The 20,411-nt window shown below is 71.0% G+C and carries 15 protein-coding genes and 1 rRNA gene; 3 read left to right on the forward strand and 13 right to left on the reverse strand.

What is annotated here, in order from left to right:
- Positions 1-74: 74 nt before the first annotated feature.
- Positions 75-1,600: ribosomal RNA gene (locus tag AFM16_RS15745) — 16S ribosomal RNA — on the reverse strand.
- Positions 1,601-2,172: 572 nt separating this feature from the next.
- On the reverse strand, positions 2,173-3,180 hold the full coding sequence (locus AFM16_RS15755) for a stage II sporulation protein M (protein ID WP_030792902.1): 1,008 nt from the start codon (positions 3,178-3,180) through the stop codon (positions 2,173-2,175).
- A 129-nt stretch (positions 3,181-3,309) separates the two neighbouring features.
- Between AFM16_RS15755 and AFM16_RS15760 the strand changes: the two genes are divergently transcribed.
- Complete coding sequence (locus AFM16_RS15760) at positions 3,310-4,257, forward strand: RDD family protein (RefSeq protein ID WP_078633683.1); 948 nt, start codon at positions 3,310-3,312, stop codon at positions 4,255-4,257.
- A 12-nt stretch (positions 4,258-4,269) separates the two neighbouring features.
- On the opposite strand, the gene AFM16_RS15765 is transcribed toward AFM16_RS15760, so the two are convergent.
- From AFM16_RS15765 to AFM16_RS15805, 8 genes are all read right to left on the reverse strand, one after another.
- Positions 4,270-4,893 carry a hypothetical protein gene (locus AFM16_RS15765; RefSeq protein WP_030792896.1) on the reverse strand — a complete coding sequence of 208 codons (624 nt, stop codon included), beginning with the start codon at positions 4,891-4,893 and terminating at the stop codon, positions 4,270-4,272.
- A 172-nt stretch (positions 4,894-5,065) separates the two neighbouring features.
- A complete protein-coding gene (gene ahcY, locus AFM16_RS15770; RefSeq protein WP_078633684.1) occupies positions 5,066-6,523 on the reverse strand; it encodes an adenosylhomocysteinase in 1,458 nt (485 codons plus the stop codon).
- Positions 6,524-6,849: 326 nt separating this feature from the next.
- Positions 6,850-7,830 carry a cation diffusion facilitator family transporter gene (locus AFM16_RS15780; protein ID WP_030792889.1) on the reverse strand — a complete coding sequence of 327 codons (981 nt, stop codon included), beginning with the start codon at positions 7,828-7,830 and terminating at the stop codon, positions 6,850-6,852.
- 125 nt (positions 7,831-7,955) lie between these two features.
- Entirely contained in the window at positions 7,956-9,107 is a 1,152-nt protein-coding gene (gene manA, locus AFM16_RS15785; protein WP_078633686.1) for a mannose-6-phosphate isomerase, class I, read from the reverse strand.
- A gap of 49 nt (positions 9,108-9,156) precedes the next feature.
- On the reverse strand, positions 9,157-10,290 hold the full coding sequence (locus AFM16_RS15790; RefSeq protein ID WP_078633687.1) for an SIS domain-containing protein: 1,134 nt from the start codon (positions 10,288-10,290) through the stop codon (positions 9,157-9,159).
- A 68-nt stretch (positions 10,291-10,358) separates the two neighbouring features.
- Positions 10,359-10,529 (reverse strand): Trm112 family protein, encoded by a 171-nt coding sequence (locus AFM16_RS15795; protein ID WP_078633688.1) that lies wholly within the window; start codon positions 10,527-10,529, stop codon positions 10,359-10,361.
- 119 nt (positions 10,530-10,648) lie between these two features.
- Entirely contained in the window at positions 10,649-12,013 is a 1,365-nt protein-coding gene (locus AFM16_RS15800) for a phosphomannomutase/phosphoglucomutase (protein WP_078633689.1), read from the reverse strand.
- A gap of 149 nt (positions 12,014-12,162) precedes the next feature.
- Positions 12,163-12,585 (reverse strand): DUF3499 domain-containing protein, encoded by a 423-nt coding sequence (locus AFM16_RS15805; protein WP_030792877.1) that lies wholly within the window; start codon positions 12,583-12,585, stop codon positions 12,163-12,165.
- A gap of 304 nt (positions 12,586-12,889) precedes the next feature.
- Between AFM16_RS15805 and AFM16_RS15810 the strand changes: the two genes are divergently transcribed.
- On the forward strand, positions 12,890-13,339 hold the full coding sequence (locus AFM16_RS15810) for a metallopeptidase family protein (RefSeq protein WP_078633690.1): 450 nt from the start codon (positions 12,890-12,892) through the stop codon (positions 13,337-13,339).
- Positions 13,340-13,427: 88 nt separating this feature from the next.
- On the opposite strand, the gene AFM16_RS15815 is transcribed toward AFM16_RS15810, so the two are convergent.
- The 3 genes from AFM16_RS15815 to AFM16_RS15825 all read right to left on the reverse strand — a co-directional run bounded on the left by AFM16_RS15815 (position 13,428) and on the right by AFM16_RS15825 (position 19,133).
- Positions 13,428-14,969 carry a DUF5719 family protein gene (locus tag AFM16_RS15815; RefSeq protein WP_078633691.1) on the reverse strand — a complete coding sequence of 514 codons (1,542 nt, stop codon included), beginning with the start codon at positions 14,967-14,969 and terminating at the stop codon, positions 13,428-13,430.
- Positions 14,966-18,694 (reverse strand): glycosyltransferase, encoded by a 3,729-nt coding sequence (locus tag AFM16_RS15820; RefSeq protein ID WP_078633692.1) that lies wholly within the window; start codon positions 18,692-18,694, stop codon positions 14,966-14,968. The genes AFM16_RS15815 and AFM16_RS15820 overlap by 4 nt, the downstream gene beginning before the upstream one ends.
- A gap of 175 nt (positions 18,695-18,869) precedes the next feature.
- A complete protein-coding gene (locus AFM16_RS15825; RefSeq protein ID WP_030792866.1) occupies positions 18,870-19,133 on the reverse strand; it encodes a WhiB family transcriptional regulator in 264 nt (87 codons plus the stop codon).
- A gap of 722 nt (positions 19,134-19,855) precedes the next feature.
- Here AFM16_RS15825 and AFM16_RS15835 point away from each other — a divergent pair.
- Entirely contained in the window at positions 19,856-20,410 is a 555-nt protein-coding gene (locus AFM16_RS15835) for a cysteine dioxygenase (protein WP_030792864.1), read from the forward strand.
- Position 20,411: the final 1 nt, after the last annotated feature.

The raw sequence follows: 20,411 nt of genomic DNA on the forward strand, positions 1-20,411 counted from the left end.
ACCGAATAATCAACGTTCCACCCATGAGCTGACCGTGCAGAACATTTGCCTGCAATCGGTACTGTGCTCCTTAGAAAGGAGGTGATCCAGCCGCACCTTCCGGTACGGCTACCTTGTTACGACTTCGTCCCAATCGCCAGTCCCACCTTCGACAGCTCCCTCCCACAAGGGGTTGGGCCACCGGCTTCGGGTGTTACCGACTTTCGTGACGTGACGGGCGGTGTGTACAAGGCCCGGGAACGTATTCACCGCAGCAATGCTGATCTGCGATTACTAGCAACTCCGACTTCATGGGGTCGAGTTGCAGACCCCAATCCGAACTGAGACCGGCTTTTTGAGATTCGCTCCACCTCACGGTATCGCTGCTCTTTGTACCGGCCATTGTAGCACGTGTGCAGCCCAAGACATAAGGGGCATGATGACTTGACGTCGTCCCCACCTTCCTCCGAGTTGACCCCGGCGGTCTCCTGTGAGTCCCCATCATCCCGAAGGACATGCTGGCAACACAGAACAAGGGTTGCGCTCGTTGCGGGACTTAACCCAACATCTCACGACACGAGCTGACGACAGCCATGCACCACCTGTACACCGACCACAAGGGGGCGACCATCTCTGGCCGTTTCCGGTGTATGTCAAGCCTTGGTAAGGTTCTTCGCGTTGCGTCGAATTAAGCCACATGCTCCGCTGCTTGTGCGGGCCCCCGTCAATTCCTTTGAGTTTTAGCCTTGCGGCCGTACTCCCCAGGCGGGGAACTTAATGCGTTAGCTGCGGCACCGACGACGTGGAATGTCGCCAACACCTAGTTCCCACCGTTTACGGCGTGGACTACCAGGGTATCTAATCCTGTTCGCTCCCCACGCTTTCGCTCCTCAGCGTCAGTAATGGCCCAGAGATCCGCCTTCGCCACCGGTGTTCCTCCTGATATCTGCGCATTTCACCGCTACACCAGGAATTCCGATCTCCCCTACCACACTCTAGCTAGCCCGTATCGAATGCAGACCCGGGGTTAAGCCCCGGGCTTTCACACCCGACGTGACAAGCCGCCTACGAGCTCTTTACGCCCAATAATTCCGGACAACGCTTGCGCCCTACGTATTACCGCGGCTGCTGGCACGTAGTTAGCCGGCGCTTCTTCTGCAGGTACCGTCACTTTCGCTTCTTCCCTGCTGAAAGAGGTTTACAACCCGAAGGCCGTCATCCCTCACGCGGCGTCGCTGCATCAGGCTTTCGCCCATTGTGCAATATTCCCCACTGCTGCCTCCCGTAGGAGTCTGGGCCGTGTCTCAGTCCCAGTGTGGCCGGTCGCCCTCTCAGGCCGGCTACCCGTCGTCGCCTTGGTGAGCCATTACCTCACCAACAAGCTGATAGGCCGCGGGCTCATCCTGCACCGCCGGAGCTTTCGACCCTCACAGATGCCTGCAAGAGTGATATCCGGTATTAGACCCCGTTTCCAGGGCTTGTCCCAGAGTGCAGGGCAGATTGCCCACGTGTTACTCACCCGTTCGCCACTAATCCACCCCGAAGGGCTTCATCGTTCGACTTGCATGTGTTAAGCACGCCGCCAGCGTTCGTCCTGAGCCAGGATCAAACTCTCCGTGAATGTTTTCCCGTGATCGGGACAACACGCACGAGAGCGGAACGAGAGGAGGAATGATCCCCTCGCATCCAGCGTCCTCGCTGTGTTTTGTTTCAAAGGAACCTCATCCACGGCTATCACTGCCATGGACGGGGTATCAACATATCTGGCGTTGATTTTTGGCACGCTGTTGAGTTCTCAAGGAACGGACGCTTCCTTTGTACTCACCCGAGAGACTCTCTCAGGCTTTCCTCCGGGCAGTTTCCCTTCGGTCTTGCGTCTCCGACTCTATCAGACCTTTTCTCGATCCGATTTCCTCGGTGCTTTCCAGGTTCCCGCTTTTGTTTCGCGGTTTCCTTTCCGGCGGACCCGACTTTATCAGAAGTTTCGAGCCGGTCTGACCGGCGTTTCGCTTTCCGATGCGATCGGGGGGCTCTGCGGAATTGAAGTTCCGAGATGCCGATAGTTTCTCACGGTTGCCGACCGGTCAATCCCAGTTCCAGGCAACTGTTCGAATCTACCTCCCCGCGCACTCCGTGTCAACGGTTTTTGCGGGGCGAAGAGGAGACTAGCAGCTCAACGGCGGCATCCGCACATCAGGCGGCCGTCGGCACGGTCGCGCTGCGCTCGGCGGCTTCGAGGTCGCCCGTGTCGCCGGCTCGGGCGGCCCGGCCGCCGACGACGTACACGTACGCGAGGAACAGCAGCTCGGCTGCGACGCCGATGGTGATGCGGGCCCAGGTGGGCAGGCCGGAGGGGGTGACGAAGCCTTCGATGGCGCCGGAGACGAAGAGGACCAGGGCCAGGCCGATGGCCATGCCGACCGCGGCGCGGCCTTCTTCGGCGAGCGCGGTACGGCGGGAGCGGGGGCCGGGGTCGATGACGGTCCAGCCGAGTCGTAGTCCGGTGCCGGCGGCGACGAACACCGCGGTGAGTTCGAGCAGGCCGTGCGGGAGGACCAGGCCGAGGAAGGTGTCCAGGCGGCCGGCCGAGGACATGAGGCCGAAGCCGACACCGAGGTTGAGCATGTTCTGGAACAGGATCCACAGGACCGGAAGGCCGAGGAAGACGCCGAAGACCAGGCACATCGCGGCGGCCTGTGCGTTGTTCGTCCAGACCTGGGCGGCGAAGGACGCGGCCGGGTGGCTGGAGTAGTACGTCTCGTACTGACCGCCGGGCCGGGTCAGCTCACGGAGTTCGTCGGGGGCCGCTATGGACGCCTGTACTTCCGGGTGGGTGCCGATCCACCAGCCCAGGAGTGCGGCGACGGCGGTGGAGACGAGTGCGGTGGGGACCCACCAGTGGCGCGATCGGTAGACCGCGGCGGGGAAGCCCTGGGTGAGGAAGCGGGTCACATCGCGCCAGGAGGCGCGGCGGGTCCCTGTCACGGCACTACGCGCGCGTGCCACGAGCTGGCTGAGCCGGCCGGTGAGCTGCGGGTCGGGGGCGCTGGACTGGATCAGGGAGAGATGGGTGGCCGTGCGCTGGTAGAGGGTGACCAGTTCGTCCGTCTCCGCGCCGGTCAGGCTGCGTCGGCGCCGTAGGAGGTCGTCGAGGCGGTCCCATTCGGCTCGGTGGGCGGAGACGAAGACGTCGAGGTCCATCGGTGTGCCTGCTCCTCGGCTGGTCGTCGGCGGCCGGTGATGGTGTCAGCTTGTCCTACTGGGGCGCGAAGTGCGCTCAGCTTGGCAGACTGGCGGTTCTCGGGGTGGGCCAGGGAAGGGACGACGGGCGTGAGTGAGCTGGTGACGGGCGAGGCCGTGGCATTGGAGCTGCGGCCTGCCAGGCTGCCCAGCCGGGGGATGGCCACGTTGCTGGACCTGGCGGTGACGCTGGTGGCCTACATGGTCGTGAGTCTCGCGCTGCTGGCGGCGACGGCGTCCCTGGACGAGGCGGCGCAGATGGCGGTGTCGATCGCGACGTTCCTGCTGGTGCTGGTGGGCGGGCCGATCGCGGTGGAGACGCTGAGCCACGGACGGTCGCTGGGGAAGATGGCGTGCGGGCTGCGGGTGGTGCGGGACGACGGGGGGCCGATCCGGTTCCGGCACGCGCTGGTGCGGGGTGCTCTGGGTGTGGTGGAGATCCTGCTGACGCTCGGGGTCGTCGCGTGTATCGCCTCGCTGGTGTCGGCGCGGGGGCGGCGGCTCGGTGATGTCTTCGCGGGGACGCTGGTGGTGCGTGAGCGGGTGCCGGGGGGCCGGTCGGGGTTCGTGCCGCCGCCTCCGCCGTGGTTGGCGGGGCGGTTCCAGGGGCTGGATCTGTCGGCGGTGCCGGACGGGCTGTGGCTGGCGATCCGGCAGTACCTGGGGCGGATGAACCAGCTCGATCCGCAGATCGGCCGGGCGATGGCGGAGCGGCTGGCCGGTGATCTGGCGGAGCGTACGGGGACGCCGGTGCCTCCGGGGGTGCCGGCTGCTCCGTATCTGGCGGCGGTGTTGCAGGAGCGGCAGGTCCGGGAGGCGCGGCGGGTGTTCGCCGGTACGCCGGGCGGGATGTCGGCCCCGCAGCCTCCGGTGCCTGCTGCTCCTCTGCCCTCTGCTCCCATGGCCACTGCTCCCATGCCTGCCTACGGCCCACCCGCTTCTTACGGACCAGCGCCCGTAGCGCCACCCGCGCAGGAGGTCCGGCCGGACGAGGGTGAGGAGCGGGCGGCCGGTACGGGGTTCGCGCCTCCGGCGTAGGGCCGGGCCCGGTCAGGTTCGGTCGGGGAAGCTCGACGGGGGTGTGTCGAGGTCTTCGAGTTCGATGCCGGGGGCCGCGAGGACGACGTCGCCGGTGATGTGGACCGTGTGCCGTTCGCCGGTGTCGAGGGCTGTGACCTGGTATTCGTCCACGGTCAGGGGGCCGTTGTCAGTGGCGTGTGCTTCTCTCTTCAGCAGGGCCCAGGACTGGTCCTCGGTGCGGGGGGCGAGGACCGGATCGGTGAAGGTGACGAGGCGTACCCGGGTCGCCGGGGCGGAGGGGGTGAGGCGCAGGAGTCGGGTGGTGGCGATGAGGAAGGCGGGGGATGTGCCGCTGAAGGCGTGGGCGGGGACGTTGCCTTCGGTGGCGTGGGTGCCGGTGGGGTCGGTGCGGACCCAGGTGACGCCGTCCAGGGCGGCGCCGCGGACCTGCCAGGCGCTCGCGTGGAGTTCGAGGCGGAGGGGGCGGCCGAGTTCGTCGAGGGTGAGGTCGACGGAGCCGGTGTGATCGCCGGTGGGGGTGGTGAGCTGGGAGACGTAGCGCCAGCCGGAGGGGCCGGGGGCGCAGTGGAAGTGCTCGTGGGAGAGGGGGGTGTGATCGTGCGGATCGTGGAGCGAATAGCGGCCGCGGGGCATGGGGGTCCTGGGGTGTGACGGGCTGGTCGGGCGCCGCGGTGGTCCGGTCGGCGGCCGAAGGGACAGGCCCCCGGCACGGGGGTGCGGGGGCCTGTCTCTGCGGTGACGCCGGGTGCTGCTCCTGCGGCTGTGCGCTCAGGGGCGGAGCCGGTGGTCAGTAGCCGGTCGCGGCTCAGTAGCGGTAGTGGTCCGACTTGTAGGGGCCTTCGACCTCGACGCCGATGTAGGCGGCCTGCTCCGGGCTGAGGGTCGTCAGCTTGACGCCGAGCGCGTCCAGGTGGAGGCGGGCGACCTTCTCGTCCAGGTGCTTGGGCAGGGTGTACACGCCGGTCGGGTACTCGTCGGGCTTGGTGAACAGCTCGATCTGGGCCAGGGTCTGGTCCGCGAAGGAGTTGGACATCACGAAGGACGGGTGGCCGGTGGCGTTGCCCAGGTTCAGCAGGCGGCCCTCGGAGAGGACGATGAGGACCTTGCCGTCGGGGTAGGTCCAGGTGTGGACCTGCGGCTTGACCTCGTCCTTGACGATGCCGGGGGTCTTGGCGAGGCCGGCCATGTCGATCTCGTTGTCGAAGTGGCCGATGTTGCCGACGATGGCCTGGTGCTTCATCTTGGCCATGTCGGAGGCCATGATGATGTCCTTGTTGCCGGTCGTGGTGATGAAGATGTCGGCCTTGTCGACGACCTCGTCGAGGGTCGTGACCTGGTAGCCGTCCATCGCGGCCTGGAGGGCGCAGATGGGGTCGATCTCGGTGACGATGACGCGGGCGCCCTGGCCGCGCAGGGACTCGGCGCAGCCCTTGCCGACGTCGCCGTAGCCGAAGACGACGGCGGTCTTGCCGCCGATGAGGACGTCGGTGGCGCGGTTGATGCCGTCGATGAGGGAGTGGCGGCAGCCGTACTTGTTGTCGAACTTCGACTTGGTGACCGCGTCGTTGACGTTGATCGCCGGGAAGAGGAGTTCGCCGTCGCGCTGCATCTCGTACAGGCGGTGGACGCCCGTCGTGGTCTCCTCGGTCACGCCGCGGATCTCCGAGGCGAGCTGGGTCCACTTCTGGGAGCCGTCGGTGATGGTGCGGTTGAGGAGTTCGAGGATGACCCGGTGCTCCTCGTTCTCGGCGGTGTCGACCGAGGGGACCTTGCCCTCCTTCTCGTACTGGACGCCCTTGTGGACGAGGAGGGTGGCGTCACCGCCGTCGTCCAGGATCATGTTCGGGCCGCCGGTGGGGCTGTTCGGCCAGGTCAGCGCCTGCTCCGTGCACCACCAGTACTCCTCCAGCGTCTCGCCCTTCCAGGCGAAGACCGGGACGCCCTGCGGGTTCTCGGGCGTGCCGTGGGGGCCGACCGCGACGGCGGCGGCCGCGTGGTCCTGGGTGGAGAAGATGTTGCAGGACACCCAGCGGACCTCGGCGCCCAGGGCGACCAGGGTCTCGATGAGGACGGCGGTCTGCACGGTCATGTGCAGCGAGCCCATGATGCGGGCGCCGGCCAGCGGCTGGGCGGCGGCGAATTCCTTGCGGATCGACATCAGGCCGGGCATCTCGTGCTCGGCCAGGGTGATCTCCTTGCGGCCGAACGCGGCCAGGGAGAGATCGGCGACCTTGAAGTCCTGTCGGCTGTCGACAGTCGTCATGGTGAGCTGCTCCTCGGAGGTTGGGTCGAGGTGTGGGTACGGCTGTTCTGCGCGGCGGCGGACACAGGGGTGCCCTGCTGAGGACACGGGTGTGCCCTCGGTGCGCGCAGCGCAGTCCGTCGGAGGCCCTCTCTCCCTCGGTCGGTCCGCGTGGGACCGCCCGACCGCCATCAGCAGCGACGTCTGGCTCCGTTCCAAGCTACACCGGAGGCGGCGGGCGGCCCCAGTCCACCGGGGATCAGATCGCGCCGATCACGGACGGTGAGGCGAACGGCGACGGGGCCCTGCCGGTGGTGCGGCGGGCCCCGTCGGGGAGGAGGTGCAGGTCAGTGGTCGGTGGAGGGCTGGACCGGGCCGCCGGGGGTGGCGGCGGGGTCGGGGCCCTTGGCCGCCTCGGTCTCGCTGTAGATGTCGGGTTCGAGGTAGATGACGCGGGCGATGGGGACGGCCTCGCGGATACGGGCCTCGGCGGCGTCGATGGCGGTGGCGATCTCGGTCGCGGTGTCGTCGTGCCGGACGGCGATCTTGGCGGCGACGAGGAGTTCCTCGGGGCCGAGGTGGAGGGTGCGCATGTGGATGACGCGGGTGACGGTGTCGCCGTCGACGATGGCGGTCTCGATCTTGCGGACCTCGTCCGTGCCGGCGGCCTCGCCGAGGAGGAGGGACTTGGTCTCGGCGGCGAGGACGAGGGCGATGAGGACGAGGAGGACACCGATGCAGACGGTGCCGATGCCGTCCCAGACGCCGTCGCCGGTGAGGAGGGCGATGCCGACGCCGCCGAGGGCGAGGATCAGGCCGACGAGGGCGCCGAGGTCTTCCAGGAGGACGACGGGCAGTTCGGGTGCCTTGGCGCGGCGGACGAACTCGGTCCAGGAGTGGTCGCCGCGCAGCGGGTTGGACTCCTTGATGGCGGTGCGGAAGGAGAAGCTCTCGGCGATGATCGCGAAGACGAGGACGCCGACCGGCCAGTACCAGTGCTCGATCTCGTGCGGGTGCTTGATCTTCTCGTAGCCCTCGTAGATGGCGAACATGCCGCCGACGGAGAAGAGGACGATGGAGACGAGGAAGGCGTAGATGTAGCGTTCGCGGCCGTAGCCGAAGGGGTGTTGGGGGGTGGCTTCGCGCTGGGCCTTCTTGCCGCCGACCAGGAGGAGTGCCTGGTTGCCGGAGTCGGCGAGCGAGTGCACGCCTTCGGCGAGCATCGACGACGAGCCGCTGAAGGCGAACGCCACGAACTTCGATACCGCGATCGCGAGGTTGGCGGCGAGTGCCGCCACGATCGCTTTGGTGCCGCCTGACGCGCTCATGTGTCCGCGTTGTCCCTTCGCCTTCGAACCGCCGGTTCGCCGTGCGGGCCTTTGCCCGGCCTTTGCCGGTGGGTCATTCTTGCAGCACGGCGCGGCGATGGTGTGTCAGGTGTCCACAGGGCCGGTCAGACCATCACAGTGGCCCGGAAGAGGGTGCCCGCTCCGGACACACGCGTGTGCTCGCCCGCGGGGACGAAGACCGACTGGCCGGGCGCCAGTTCGAGGTCTCCGGTCCGTACGGTGCCGGCGGTGCAGAGCAGGATCTGCGGGGTGGAGCGGGTGAGGTCGTGGGTGCCGCCGCCCTCGGGGAGGACGTACCGGGAGAGGCGGAACTCGTCGATGGGGGTCTCGTAGACCTCTTCGCCGTCGGGGGACGCCTCAGGGCGCAGGATGCCGGGGTCGCCGGGTTCGAAGCGGACGATGCGCAGGAGTTCGGGGACGTCGACGTGCTTGGGGGTGAGGCCGCAGCGCAGGACGTTGTCGGAGTTGGCCATGATCTCCACGCCGAGGCCGTCGAGGTAGGCGTGCGGGACGCCGGCGCCGAGGAACAGGGCCTCGCCGGGCTGGAGCCGGACGTGGTTGAGGAGCATGGCGGCGATGACGCCGGGGTCGCCGGGGTAGTGGTGGGCGATGCCGGCGTAGGGGGCGTAGTCGCCGCCGAGGCGGTCGCAGGCGGCCGCGGCGGCGCTGACGGTGGCCGCCATCTCGTCGGGGTCGGCGCTGAGGATCGCGGTGAGGACCTCGCGCAGGGCCGCCTCCTCGGGGCGGGCGTGCAGGAGGTCGACGTAGGGCTTGAGGGAGTCGACGCCGAGGCCGTCGAGGAGGTCGGCGGCCCGCAGCGGGTCGCGGAAGCCGCACAGGCCGTCGAACTCGGTGAGCGCGCAGATGAGTTCGGGCTTGTGGTTGGCGTCCTTGTAGTTGCGGTGCGGGGCGTCGAGCGGGATGCCGCGGCGTTCCTCGTCCTCGTAGCCCTCCTTGGCCTGGGTGAGGTCGGGGTGGACCTGGAGGGAGAGGGGGGCGCTGGCGGCGAGGAGCTTGAGGAGGAACGGCAGGCGGGGGCCGAACCTGTCGACGGCCGCCGCGCCGAGCGCGTGCCGCGGGTCGCGCTCGATGATCTCGACGAGGGTGCCCCGGGGGGTGCGGGAGGGTGCTCCGGGGTGGGCGCCCATCCACATCTCCGCCTGCGGTTCGCCGGTCGGCTCGGTGCCGAGCAGGTGCGGGATCGCGGTCGGGGAGCCCCAGGCGTAGGGGCGGACGGTGTTGTCGAGGCGGTCCATCGGGTTCTGTGCCTGCCTGTCTGTCTCTACATCTGTGTCTGTCTGAGTGTCAGCTCTGGGTGGCGAGCGCCAGGTAAACGGCGGCGAAATCGGTGGTGGCGATCAGTTCGGCGAGGGTGACGAGTTCGTCGCCGTCCTCGGGTTCGAGTTCGCTGATCGGTGTGTCGTGGCTGAGGGCCAGCTCGCGTGCGGAGGGGGCGGCGGTGAGGCCGCCGAGGGGGCGGTCGCGCAGGAGCACCACGCGCGCGTGCAGGGCGGGGGCTTCCTCGACGCGGTCGCGGAAGAAGTCGTCGGGGTCGGCGCTGGCGGCGAGGGGGCCGGCGAGCAGGGCGTTGTGCTCGGCGAGGGCCTCGGGGAGTTCGGCGACGACGGCGGGGCGTCCGGCGAGTTCGGCGAGGGCGGCGGCGAAGCGGCGGCCCGCGGGTCCCGCGGAGACGCCCTCGGTCCAGATCACCGGGAGGGCGTCGGCGAGTTCGGCGGCGAGGGTCTTCGCCGGGTTGCTGTACGTGGCGACGGCGGGGCCGCAGCGTTCGGCGACCTGGTCGAGGCGGTCGGCGACCTTCTCCAGCGCGTCGGCCGGGGCGGACAGCAGCGCGATGCGGTCGAGGAGCGCGAGGAGGGGCGTGAGCAGGGCCCACAGCACGCCGGGCGCGGAGGCGGCGACGGGCGGCTGCTCGTCCTGTTCGTACGGCGCTGTCGCGAGCGGTACGAAGAGGCCGTGCGCGGCGACGGCCGCCTCGGTGAGCGGGGTGCCGGCCGGGGCCACGGCGGCGACGGTGCAGCCGCGGCGGTACGCCTGCTCGGCGAGGAGGGAGAGGCCGGGCTCGGTGCCGTCCGGGGTGGCGATGAGGAGGAGGTCCACGGAGCCGGCCCAGCCGGGGAGTTCCCAGCGCAGGGCGCCGGCGGCGGGGGCCACGCCGGTGGGGGCGAGGCGGATGACCGGGCAGGCGGCGCCGGCGAGGGTGCCGAGGAGGTCGGCGACGCAGGTGGCGGCGGCGCCGGGGCCGGCGATCAGGATGGCGCGGGGGCGGCCGTCCGGCTTGAGTTCGTGGACACCGGCCTCGGCGGCCAGGCGGGCGGCGGTGCGGACGCGCGCGCCCGCTTCGGCCGCGCCGCGCAGGAGGGCGCGGCGGTCGGCCTCGGCGAGGGCCTCCGGCGTGTCGAGCAGCGAGTCGTCGAGCATGGCGGAAGTCTCCGATCACCGGGGGTTGTTCGGGGGACGAACGCGGATGGCCGCGGCCCGGTCACGGGTTACGCGGGACGACGGGCCTCGTCGACGAGGAGGACGGGGATGCCGTCGCGGACGGGGTACGCCAGACCGCAGTCCTGTCCCGTGCAGATCAGCTCGGCGTCCTGCTCCTCGAGCGGGGCGTGGCAGGCCGGGCAGGCGAGGATCTCCAGGAGGCCGGCTTCGAGCGGCATGGGGTGTCCCTTCGGGGTGGCGGTCAGGGGGTGTGCGGGTATGCGGATGTGCCTGGTCAGCGTACCGCCGGGCGGCAGCGGGTGTGGGGGGTCGGGTCGGCCCCCCATCCCGCACGCCCTCACGCCCTGATGATCGCCAGTGCCTCGTCGCGGATCTTGGCCATGGTGGGCTCGTCACGGCCCTCGGCGTTGAGGCGGAGCAGGGGTTCCGTGTTGGACGGGCGGACGTTGAACCACCAGTCCGTCGAGGTGACCGTGAGGCCGTCCAGCTCGTCGAGGGTGACGTCGGGGCGGTCGGCGTAGGCGGCCTTGATCGCGGCGATGCGGTCGGCCTGGTCGGCGACGGTGGAGTTGATCTCGCCGGAGCCGGTGTAGCGGTCGTACGCGGCGACCAGGGCGGAGAGCGGGCCGTCCTGGCCGCCCAGTGCCGCGAGGACGTGCAGGGCGGCCAGCATGCCCGTGTCGGCGTTCCAGAAGTCCTTGAAGTAGTAGTGCGCGGAGTGCTCGCCGCCGAAGATCGCGCCGGAGGTGGCCATCTCGGCCTTGATGAAGGAGTGGCCGACGCGGGTGCGGACCGGGGTGCCGCCGTGCTCGCGCACGACCTCGGGGACGCTCCAGGAGGTGATCAGGTTGTGGATGATCGTGCCGGTGCCGCCGTTCCGGGCCAGTTCGCGGGCGGCGACGAGGGCGGTGATCGCGGACGGGGAGACGGGCTCGCCGCGCTGGTCGACGACGAAGCAGCGGTCCGCGTCGCCGTCGAAGGCGAGACCGAGGTCGGCGGACTCCTCGCTCACACGCTTCTGGAGGTCCACGAGGTTGGCCGGGTCGAGCGGGTTGGCCTCGTGGTTGGGGAAGGTGCCGTCGAGTTCGAAGTACATCGGGACGACGGTCAGGGGGAGGCCGTCGAGGACCGTGGGGACGGTGTGGCCGCCCATGCCGTTGCCCGCGTCGACCACGACCTTCAGGGGGCGGATGGAGGTGAGGTCGACCAGGGAGCGCAGGTGTTCCGCGTAGTCGTTCAACGTGTCGGCGCGGGTAACGGTTCCCGGTACGGCGGCCGGTTCGGGGGCGCCGGTCTCGCTCCAGCGCTCGACCAGCTCGCGGATCTCGGTGAGGCCGGTGTCCTGGCCGACGGGGGCCGCGCCGGCGCGGCACAGCTTGATGCCGTTGTACTGAGCGGGGTTGTGCGAGGCCGTGAACATGGCGCCGGGCAGGTTCAGGGCGCCGGAGGCGTAGTAGAGCTGGTCCGTGGAGCACAGGCCGATCTCGGTGACGTCGACGCCGAGGGCGGCCGCGCCGCGCGCGAAGGCGCTGGTCAGGCCGGGCGAGGAGGGGCGCATGTCGTGGCCGACGACGATCGCGGCGGCACCGGTGACCTGGGCGAAGGCCGCGCCGAAGAGTTCGGCGAGCGACTCGTCCCACTGGTCCGGGACCACCCCGCGCACGTCGTACGCCTTCACGATCTGCGACAGATCTACAGCCACGGGCCGACCTTCCTGGAAGTCCTGTTCACGTCGCCACAAACTACCCGGAACGGTTCAGGAGGCGCTGTGAGTCCGCCGAGTGGACCCACAGAAGTAACCTGCGCGCAGTCATCGGAGGCGGGTGCGGCGGGGAGAGCGACGTGGTGGCGTCAGTTGTCCGGGGAGCGCAGGACGCGCAGGTGTCCGCGGCGGGCGACTTCCATCGGGTCGGCGCCGCGGCCGCCACCGGCCGCTCCGGCGCGCCGCTCCTGGGGGCGGGCGGCCTCGCGGACGGCGTTGGCGAGCGCTTCCAGGTCGTCACCGCTGGGGCGGGCGGGGGCCGAGCCGTCGAGGAGCCGGACGACCTCCCAGCCGCGCGGGGCGGTGAGGCGCTCGGAGTGCTCGGCGCACAGGTCGTAGCAGTGGGGTTCGGCGTAGGTGGCGAGCGGGCCGAGGACCGCGGTCGAGTCGGCGTAGACGTACGTCAGCGTCGCCACGGCGGGTCGGCCGCAGGCGGTTCGCGAACAGCGACGTACAGGGCTCACGACGTTGGACGGTACCGCACTCTTGAGCGGGCCGCGACGACTCTCCACCAGGTCACTCCACCGTGTCGTGTTGTGAAACGCCCCACGCGCCTCCTCAGTCATACCCCGCTGACCTGCGCGAACACCAGTCATTAACGGGAGGAAGAACACACCGCCCGGTCATCACCTGGTACAAACCTCACCAATTGCCGCGAGTTCGCCGGTCCCGGAGGGACACGGAATCGAGCCCAAGCTTGGCCGGAATGGTCATCCGGCGACATGCGGGGTGTATCGGGGTGCTCCGGGGCCGTCCGGCCCGGCAGGGGTGTGGAGCCGGTCGCCGGGTCGTGGCGGGGTCTAGGCTGCACCAGTGATGGACAACCCCGTACCGCCCCCTGCCGCAGGCCCCGGGCCGCGTCGTCGCGATCGTCACGGCCGCGGCATGCGGGGGCCGATCGCGCCGCCGCAGGTGCCGTTGGCCGCCAGTCGTGCCGAGGTGTTCGCCGATCTGGTGCAGGACTCCGTGGAGCGGCTGGAGCGGCGGTGGCCGCAGCTCGGCGAGATCGACTTCATGGTGCTGGAGGTGCCGCGGCCGGCCGCGGCCGGGGAGCCGTGGAACGACGAGGCGGTGCCGCTCGGCGGGACCGTGCCCGCGCGGGACGGCCGGCGGGCGCGGGTCGTCGTCTACCGGCGGCCGGTCGAGATCCGCACCAAGGGGCGGGACGAACGGGCGGCGCTGGTCCACGAGGTCGTCGTGGAGCAGGTGGCGGAGCTGCTCGGGCTGACCCCGGAGACGGTGGATCCCCGCTACGGCGAGGACTGACCGCCACCCCCGCCACCACCCCCCTTACGAGTGACGGCGTCCCCCGATCGAGTTAGCCGCCGCGTGCCCCGCGCGGCCGAGGGTCTGGCTATTTCTGGAGCACCGCCACGTCCTCGTCGGCCTCCGGCACCGCCACCGTGCCCCGGTCGTCGGGCAGGGTCTGGACGGTGAAGCCCGGGACGCCCTCCCGGGTGGCCGTCAGGGTGCGGGCGGCGTAGACCGGGGTGTCGGTGAGGGGCTCCACGGTGAGGGCGTAGGTGCCCTTCAGGCCGTCGGGGACGGGGAGTTCGACGTCCTGGGTGGTGCCCTTCTTGATCGTGTACGTCTGGGAGGCGGCCTTGCCTCCGCCGCTGCCCGCGGACGCCGTGACCTTGACCTTGGCGGTGCCGCGGGGGGCCGTCAGGGAGAGGGTGGTGCCCTTGGCGGAGTTGTCGACGGCGGACGCGCGCGTGCCGACGGGGGCCGCGGCCGGGATGAACGCCGACTCCTGGTCGTCGCCCTTGCCGCGCAGGACGCGTACGGCGGCGACGACCGGGACCGACCGGTCCGCCGGCGTGAGGATCAGTGAACCGGCCTCCCCGCGCGTGACGTCGCCGAGGTCGACGGCGGTCGTCATGCCGCCCTTGATGTGCAGCGTCTCGTGCCCGGCGGGGGTGATCAGGCCGGTGGGGGAGGCGAGTTGCACCTTCAGGTCGGCGTCGGTGTCGCCGGGCGTGTGGGCGATCAGACGGACGGCCGTGGCGTCCTTGGGGATGCCGGGGATCACCAGGCTGCCCGCGGGCTCGGCGGAGGCGGCCAGCCAGTCGCCGCCCAGCTTGTCGTCCAGGGCCTGCACGGCGGCGCCGACGCGTCCGCTGCGGATGTTCACGTGGACGGTGACGTCGTCCTGCTTCTCGTCGGTGAGCGTGGACAGCAGGACCGGCTCGCTGGAGTTCGGCGGGACGGTGATGCCCTCGCCGACCGTGGTCTGGAGGGCGCCGTCCTTGCCGTACAGCTCGATGTCGGCGACGGCGGCGGAGTCGTCCGGGTTGGTGAGGTGGACGTAGTCGGTGCGGTCGGCGGCGGTGCTGACGCCGGGGAACCAGAACTCGGTGTCGGCCGGGGTGCAGGTGACGCCCAGGAGGCCGCGGCCGCTGCCGGCGGCGACCTCGGTGGTCGCCTGGACGGTCCACCCGGGCGCGAACTGCCCCTCGGCCGTGCCGAGCAGCGCGGGCGCGTCGCCGCCCGTGGTCTCTCCGACGGCCGGGGTGCCGGGCGCCTTCTGCGTCAGGAGGGGCTTCTCGGCGGCCTTCTTCTTGCCGCCCTTGCCGTCCTTCTCGCCCTTGTCGTCCTCGTCGCCCTTGCCTGATTCGTCGCCCGTGTCCGTCGACTCCTGTCCGGCGGGCAGGAGTTCGGCCGAGCCGTTGTCCTGCGTGCCCTTCGTGACGGGCGTGAAGGCCGTGTACGCCGTCTCCGCGAGGTCGGAGGAGCTGGGCGCCGGGCACACCAGGCTCGTGCGCTCCACGGGCAGTTCGGCGGCCGCCCTGGCGGTGTCCGGGCCGGCGGCCGCGGGCTGGTTGAGGGCGGCGAACCCGGTGACGGCGGCGAGCGCGGCCGTGCCGGCGATCAGGGAGAGGGTCGTGCGGTTCACTGCTGGCTCCCGTCGGGGCGCTCGCTGCCGTTGCCGTGCGGGTCGCGGCCCTGCCGGGCCGGGTCGTAGGCGGGATCGTAGGACTGCTGGTCGTAGCCCTGGTCGGCGTAGCCCTGGCCCTGACCCTGGTCGTAGCCGTACGTCTGCTCGTACGGCGCCTGCCGGGCCTGGCCGTCGTAGGCGTACGGGTCGTACTGGCCGGCCTGGTAGGGGTCGTAGGACTGCTGGTCGTAGCCGCCCGCCGGGTACTGCTGCGCGCCGTCCTGGTACTGCTCGGCGGGGTAGCCGCCGTACTCGGCGCTCACGGGGTCGGGCTGGTCCCACTCGGCGTAGGACTGCTGCTGCGGGAGCACGACCGGGGTGTCGGGCTCCCCGGGGAAGCCGCCGTCCTGGTCGGGGCCGGTGACCGGGCCGGTATCGGACGCGTCTCCCGGCTCCTCCCCCGCCTCCTCGGCCTGGGCGCGCAGGCGGCGGGCGCGGCGGCCCTCGCCGTCGGTGGCCTGGGCGGGGACGAGCGCCTCCTCGGGCAGGTCGTCGTCGATCTCACGGCGGCGGCCGGGCAGGGCGAGGACGACCAGGACCAGGGCGAGGAAGCCCTGGGTCCACAGCCAGACGGTGTGGGTGAACGGGTCGTCGTAGACGACGTCCAGCTTGCCGCCGGAGGCGGGGAGTTCGAAGCCCTGGGCCCAGCCGTCGACGGTGGTGCGCTTGAGCGGTGTGCCGTCCAGGGTGGCGGTCCAGCCCTCCGCGGCGGTGTCGGCCAGGCGCAGGATCCGGCCGTCGGTGCCGTCCGGGATCGTGGTGTGGATCTCGACGGGGCCCGCGGCGACCGGGACCGGCGTGCCCTCGCGGTCGGCGGCGACGATGCCCGCGCGGGAGACCTCCTGGTCGAGCCGCCACAGGGCGCTGCCGTCCTGCTGGCTGAGCCGGCTCAGGCCCGGGGTGGCGTCCAGGACGCGCGTGACCTCGCGGGGCGCGCCCTTGTGGACGAGGACGTAGCGCACGGCGAACTTGCCCAGTTCGTCGCTCTGGTCGGCGCCGGAGCCGGCGACCAGGTTGGCGACGACCTTGTCGAGGGTGGCGTTCTCGCCGTCCGCGGCGGCGAGTTCGGCGTCGCCGAGGCGGGCGCCGGAGCCGCGGACCAGCATGTAGCCGACGCGGGCGGTGGAGTCGCTGTCGAGGACGAGGGTGCGGGCCTGGTCGCGGGTGCCGGCCTCCTCGGCGACGAACGCGGGCACCTGGACCGGGTCGCGGCGCTCCAGGGGGCCGTCGGCGCCGCCGATCATCCAGCCGGCGGCCAGCAGCAGCGGGCCCGCGGCGGAGGCGAAGGCGATGAGGGCGGCGACCGGCTGGCGCCAGCCGAAGCTCTGTTCGGCGACCCGCGCGCGGGCGCCGTCGGCGCCGATGACGGCGGCGGCCAGCAGGGCGATGCCGTAGACGAGGGTGGCGGGACCGGCCCAGGTGGAGGCGTTGGACAGGGCCGCGAAGACCAGGCCGATCAGGGCGACGGCCCAGGCGGTGCGGATCCCGGACTGGCGCTGGCCGCGCAGCAGGGCGGCCAGCGCGGCCAGGACGATGCCGATGAGCATCAGTCCGTCGACCGTGCCGGGGCCGCCGGGGCTGGCGGCGAGCAGATCGAGCGCGGTCGCGGTGGAGGCGCCGTGGTCGAGGCCGGCCTGGGTGAAGAAGCCGGTCGGCAGCAAGGTCAGCGACCAGGGCGCGAGAATCAGCAGGGGGGTGCCGAGCTGGGCCAGGAAGCGGGCGCCGTAGGCGGCGAGTTCGGTGCGGCGCACGGCCAGGACGGCGAGGCCGAGGACGAGCGCGATCGGCCAGACGATCGGGGTGAAGGCGGTGGTGACCGTCAGCAGGAGCGCGTACGCCCAGGTGGCGCGCCAACTGCCGCGGGCGCCGGAGCTGTTGGCGAGGCCGCTCGCGGCGATGCCCGCGCGGGCGATGAGCGGCAGCAGGACGGCGAGTACGGCGGTGCCGACGCGGCCCCCGGCGAGGGCGCCGGTGGCGGCGGGCAGGAAGGCATAGGCGACGGCCGCCCACGCGCGCAGGAGGCGGGACTCCACGAGCGGGCGGGAGGCGAAGTAGGCGGTGAGGCCGGCCAGCGGCACCGAGCAGACCAGCAGCACGGTGAGGGCGAGGCCGGTCGAGCCGAGCAGCAGGGTGGCCAGCGAGGCGATGATCGCGAGGTAGGGCGGGGCGGACGGGGTGCCGCCCGCACCGACCGGATGCCAGGCGTCGACGTAGCGCGACCACAGCTCGGAGGCGTCGGCGGGGGCGGGCAGCAGGGCGCCGCCGGCGAGCGCGCCGCCGCCGAGGAGGTTGCGGCAGGCGACGAGGGAGACGAACAGCAGGATCAGGAAGAGCACCGGGCCGGGCTTGCGGGCGATGCGCTTGAGGCGGGCGAACTGCTCGATCTCCAGGAAGTCGGCGTCGTCGCCGCCGGGTCCGGACTCGATGCCGCCGCCGTGCCGGCCGGCGCCGCCGGGGGCCTCGGCGTCGGAGGCGCCGAAGAGGTTGCCCGCGACCTGTTCGACGGTGGCCCGCACGGTCGCGCCGGGCGGCGGGAACAGGGGCCGCAGTTCGTCCTTGTCGACGACCGGTGTGCCGCGGCTGCGGCGCCCGGCGATGATCCGCTCGGGACGCAGCAGGGTGCCGAGCAGGCCGCGGATCTCGTCGAGGGCCTGGCCGGGGACCTTGCCGACGAGGTAGGCGAGGGTGCGCACGACGGTGCCGAGGACCAGCCGGAGCAGGATCCACGGCAGCACGGCCGTACGGCTGTTGACGAGGAGGGTGTAGACGGCCCCGGCCTTGTCGACCTTGTGCGGGGAGGCGGTGGTGCGGCCCGCGCAGTCGACGGCGCGGCGCTCGCGGGAGGCGGCCTCGGCGTGCCGTACGACGGCCTCGGGGGCGATGAGGACGCGGTGGCCGGCGGCGGTGACGCGCCAGCACAGGTCGACGTCGTCGCGCATGAGGGGCAGCCGGCGGTCGAAGCCGCCGAGTTCCTCGAAGACGTCGCGGCGGATCAGCATGCCGGCGGAGGAGACGGACAGCACGGGGCGCACGTGGTCGTGCTGTCCCTGGTCCTGTTCGCGGCGGTCCAGGCCGGTCCAGCGGCGGCCGGAGTGGGCGATGGTGACGCCGACCTCGAGGAGCGCCCGGCGGTCGTACCAGCCGCGCAGCTTGGGGCCGACGACGGCCACGTCGTCCCGGCCGAGTTCGAGTTCGTTGTCCACGACGCGCAGCAGTTCGGCGAGCGCGTCCGGTGCGGGGGCGCAGTCGTCGTGCAGCAGCCACAGCCACTGCACGGGTTCGCCGTACGGCAGTTCGGGCAGGTCGTAGGCGTCGTCGCGCCAGGTGCGCGTGACGGGGTCCCAGCCGCTGGGCCGCTTCAGGTAGGGCAGTTCCTCGGGGGTGAGGACGGGGGCCGTGCGGTTGGCCTCCTCGACGGCCTGGCCGAAGCCGGTGCGGCGGGCGAGGTGGAGCACGCGGTCGTCGCCGAGGGCGTCGGCGACGAGCTGGGCGGAGTGGTCCGAGCTGCCGGTGTCGGCGGCCATCACGGACTGGACGGGGCGCTCCTGGCCGAGCAGCCCGGCGAGCGCGTCGGGCAGCCAGCGGGCTCCGTCGTGGGAGACGAGGACCGCGGTCACGACATGACGCGGGAACTCAGGTGTGGCAGCGTCGCGGTGGGCTGCCGGGTGGCTGTGCACGGACATCGAGGTACGGGCCCCGGTTCGGTGGACTGTGGTGGACCCCTGCGCCGCGTGGCGGCGGCGGGGTGTCTCGGACGAGCGCCCACACTAGCGGCTGGGCATGCGGACGGCCCGCCGCCTGTGGACAACCACCTGCGACGGGCCGTTCACCCCGTCCCGAAGTCCGTGCCGGGAGGGCTCAGACGGCGGCCTTCTTCAGCCGCCGGCGCTCCCGTTCGGACAGACCGCCCCAGATGCCGAACCGTTCGTCGTTGGCGAGGGCGTACTCGAGGCATTCGGAGCGGACCTCACAGGCGAGACAGACCTTCTTGGCCTCGCGGGTGGAGCCGCCCTTCTCGGGGAAGAAGGACTCGGGATCGGTCTGGGCGCACAGTGCGCGCTCCTGCCAGCCGAGTTCCTCGCCCGCGTCGTCGACCAGCAGTTGCTGCACCAGCTCGGTCATGTGCGCCCCTCGCTCTGTCTTTCGCGTCCCCGTGACGTGGCCGTCACCGATGTGCGGCTGAACGACACGAGTGAAATTACAAGTGTGCTGCTCCGGGCGAGTCAAGCCGGGATCTGCTATTGGGCCCCTTATTCACTCTGCGGAACCAAGGCCGTGCGGTAAGTGTTCAAATCGGCATAAACCTTGACACGCGGAAGAGGCCCCGACGGAAACCCGGCCCCGCACAGCGCTTGTGCGGGGAAAGACGTCCAGGGAAGCGATCCCGTTGCGACACACGCGTGGAAGCGAACCTGATCACAGTCCGATCACGGGATCACCACAAGGCTTGCGCGCCCGGCATGTGCGCCATGTGTCCCGGTCGGCCGCTGCACAAACCTTTCGCCTCGCAGGTGCACCGGATGAGGTGAACCATGTCCCACATACCGGGCGTCGAGTTGACAGTGAAGGTGTGAACCGGTGTCCTTGTGGGCATGCTCGCGAACTTGGCGCTCACCTCGACCCGCTCCGCCGGGTCCCACGGTGCTGCCCGTGCTCGCTGTAGCTGTTGTCTCTGTTCAAGCTGTTGAGCCCAACGCGCTCCGGCTGTCCCCGCGTCGACCGAGACCCGGCTGCTGTTTCCCCTTGGCCCGTACCAGGGCGCATCTGTTCCACCCGCGATCCGGGCGGACGGCACGCGAGACCCCAGCCCCCCACACTTCTTCCGCCGAGGAACCCCGCATCCCATGAACAGCGACAGCGACCTCCAGATCGCCGGTGACATCCTCGAGGTCCCGCACCTCCTCCAGCCGCCGCGCGAGCACCCGGCGACCGTGGCCGAGTTCGTCGGGCTGGCCCGCTCCCTCGCCGCCGACCGCTCGCAGTGGGAGCACCTGGTCCGCTACGACGCCGCCTCCCGCTGGTACCACCGGCTGCGCACCGGCCCCGGCTACGAGGTGTGGCTGCTGTCGTGGGTGCCCGGGCAGGGCAGCGGACCGCACGACCACGGACTCTCCTCCGGTGTGCTGACGGTCCTGGACGGCGCGCTGACCGAGCGCACCGAGCACGGCGAGCGGGTGCTGGGCGCGGGCGCGCAGCGGGTGTTCGCCCCCGGGTATGTGCACGAGGTCGCCAACGACGCGCTGGAGCCCGCGGTCAGCCTGCACGTCTACTTCCCGGGACTGACGGAGATGCCGATGCACCCCGGCTCCCGGCTCCGCCCGGCCGCCGCGGCCCCGGTGGCCTGCGCGGCGCGGGAAGCCCACGACGAGCACGACGAGGTGGACACCGTCAGCGCGTAGC

Origin of the sequence: Streptomyces antibioticus, assembly GCF_002019855.1 — a bacterium.
GTDB classification, from domain to species: Bacteria; Actinomycetota; Actinomycetes; order Streptomycetales; family Streptomycetaceae; genus Streptomyces; species Streptomyces antibioticus_B.

Coding starts and splice junctions, on each gene's coding strand:
- AFM16_RS15835 (WP_030792864.1), top strand. CDS start 19,856: ATGAACAGCGACAGCGACCTCCAGATCGCCGGTGACATCCTCGAGGTC.
- AFM16_RS15795 (WP_078633688.1), bottom strand. CDS start 10,529: ATGCCGCTCGAAGCCGGCCTCCTGGAGATCCTCGCCTGCCCGGCCTGC.
- AFM16_RS15790 (WP_078633687.1), bottom strand. CDS start 10,290: ATGCTCGACGACTCGCTGCTCGACACGCCGGAGGCCCTCGCCGAGGCC.
- AFM16_RS15810 (WP_078633690.1), top strand. CDS start 12,890: ATGGACAACCCCGTACCGCCCCCTGCCGCAGGCCCCGGGCCGCGTCGT.
- AFM16_RS15820 (WP_078633692.1), bottom strand. CDS start 18,694: ATGTCCGTGCACAGCCACCCGGCAGCCCACCGCGACGCTGCCACACCT.
- AFM16_RS15780 (WP_030792889.1), bottom strand. CDS start 7,830: ATGAGCGCGTCAGGCGGCACCAAAGCGATCGTGGCGGCACTCGCCGCC.
- AFM16_RS15765 (WP_030792896.1), bottom strand. CDS start 4,893: ATGCCCCGCGGCCGCTATTCGCTCCACGATCCGCACGATCACACCCCC.
- ahcY (WP_078633684.1), bottom strand. CDS start 6,523: ATGACGACTGTCGACAGCCGACAGGACTTCAAGGTCGCCGATCTCTCC.
- AFM16_RS15755 (WP_030792902.1), bottom strand. CDS start 3,180: ATGGACCTCGACGTCTTCGTCTCCGCCCACCGAGCCGAATGGGACCGC.
- manA (WP_078633686.1), bottom strand. CDS start 9,107: ATGGACCGCCTCGACAACACCGTCCGCCCCTACGCCTGGGGCTCCCCG.
- AFM16_RS15825 (WP_030792866.1), bottom strand. CDS start 19,133: ATGACCGAGCTGGTGCAGCAACTGCTGGTCGACGACGCGGGCGAGGAA.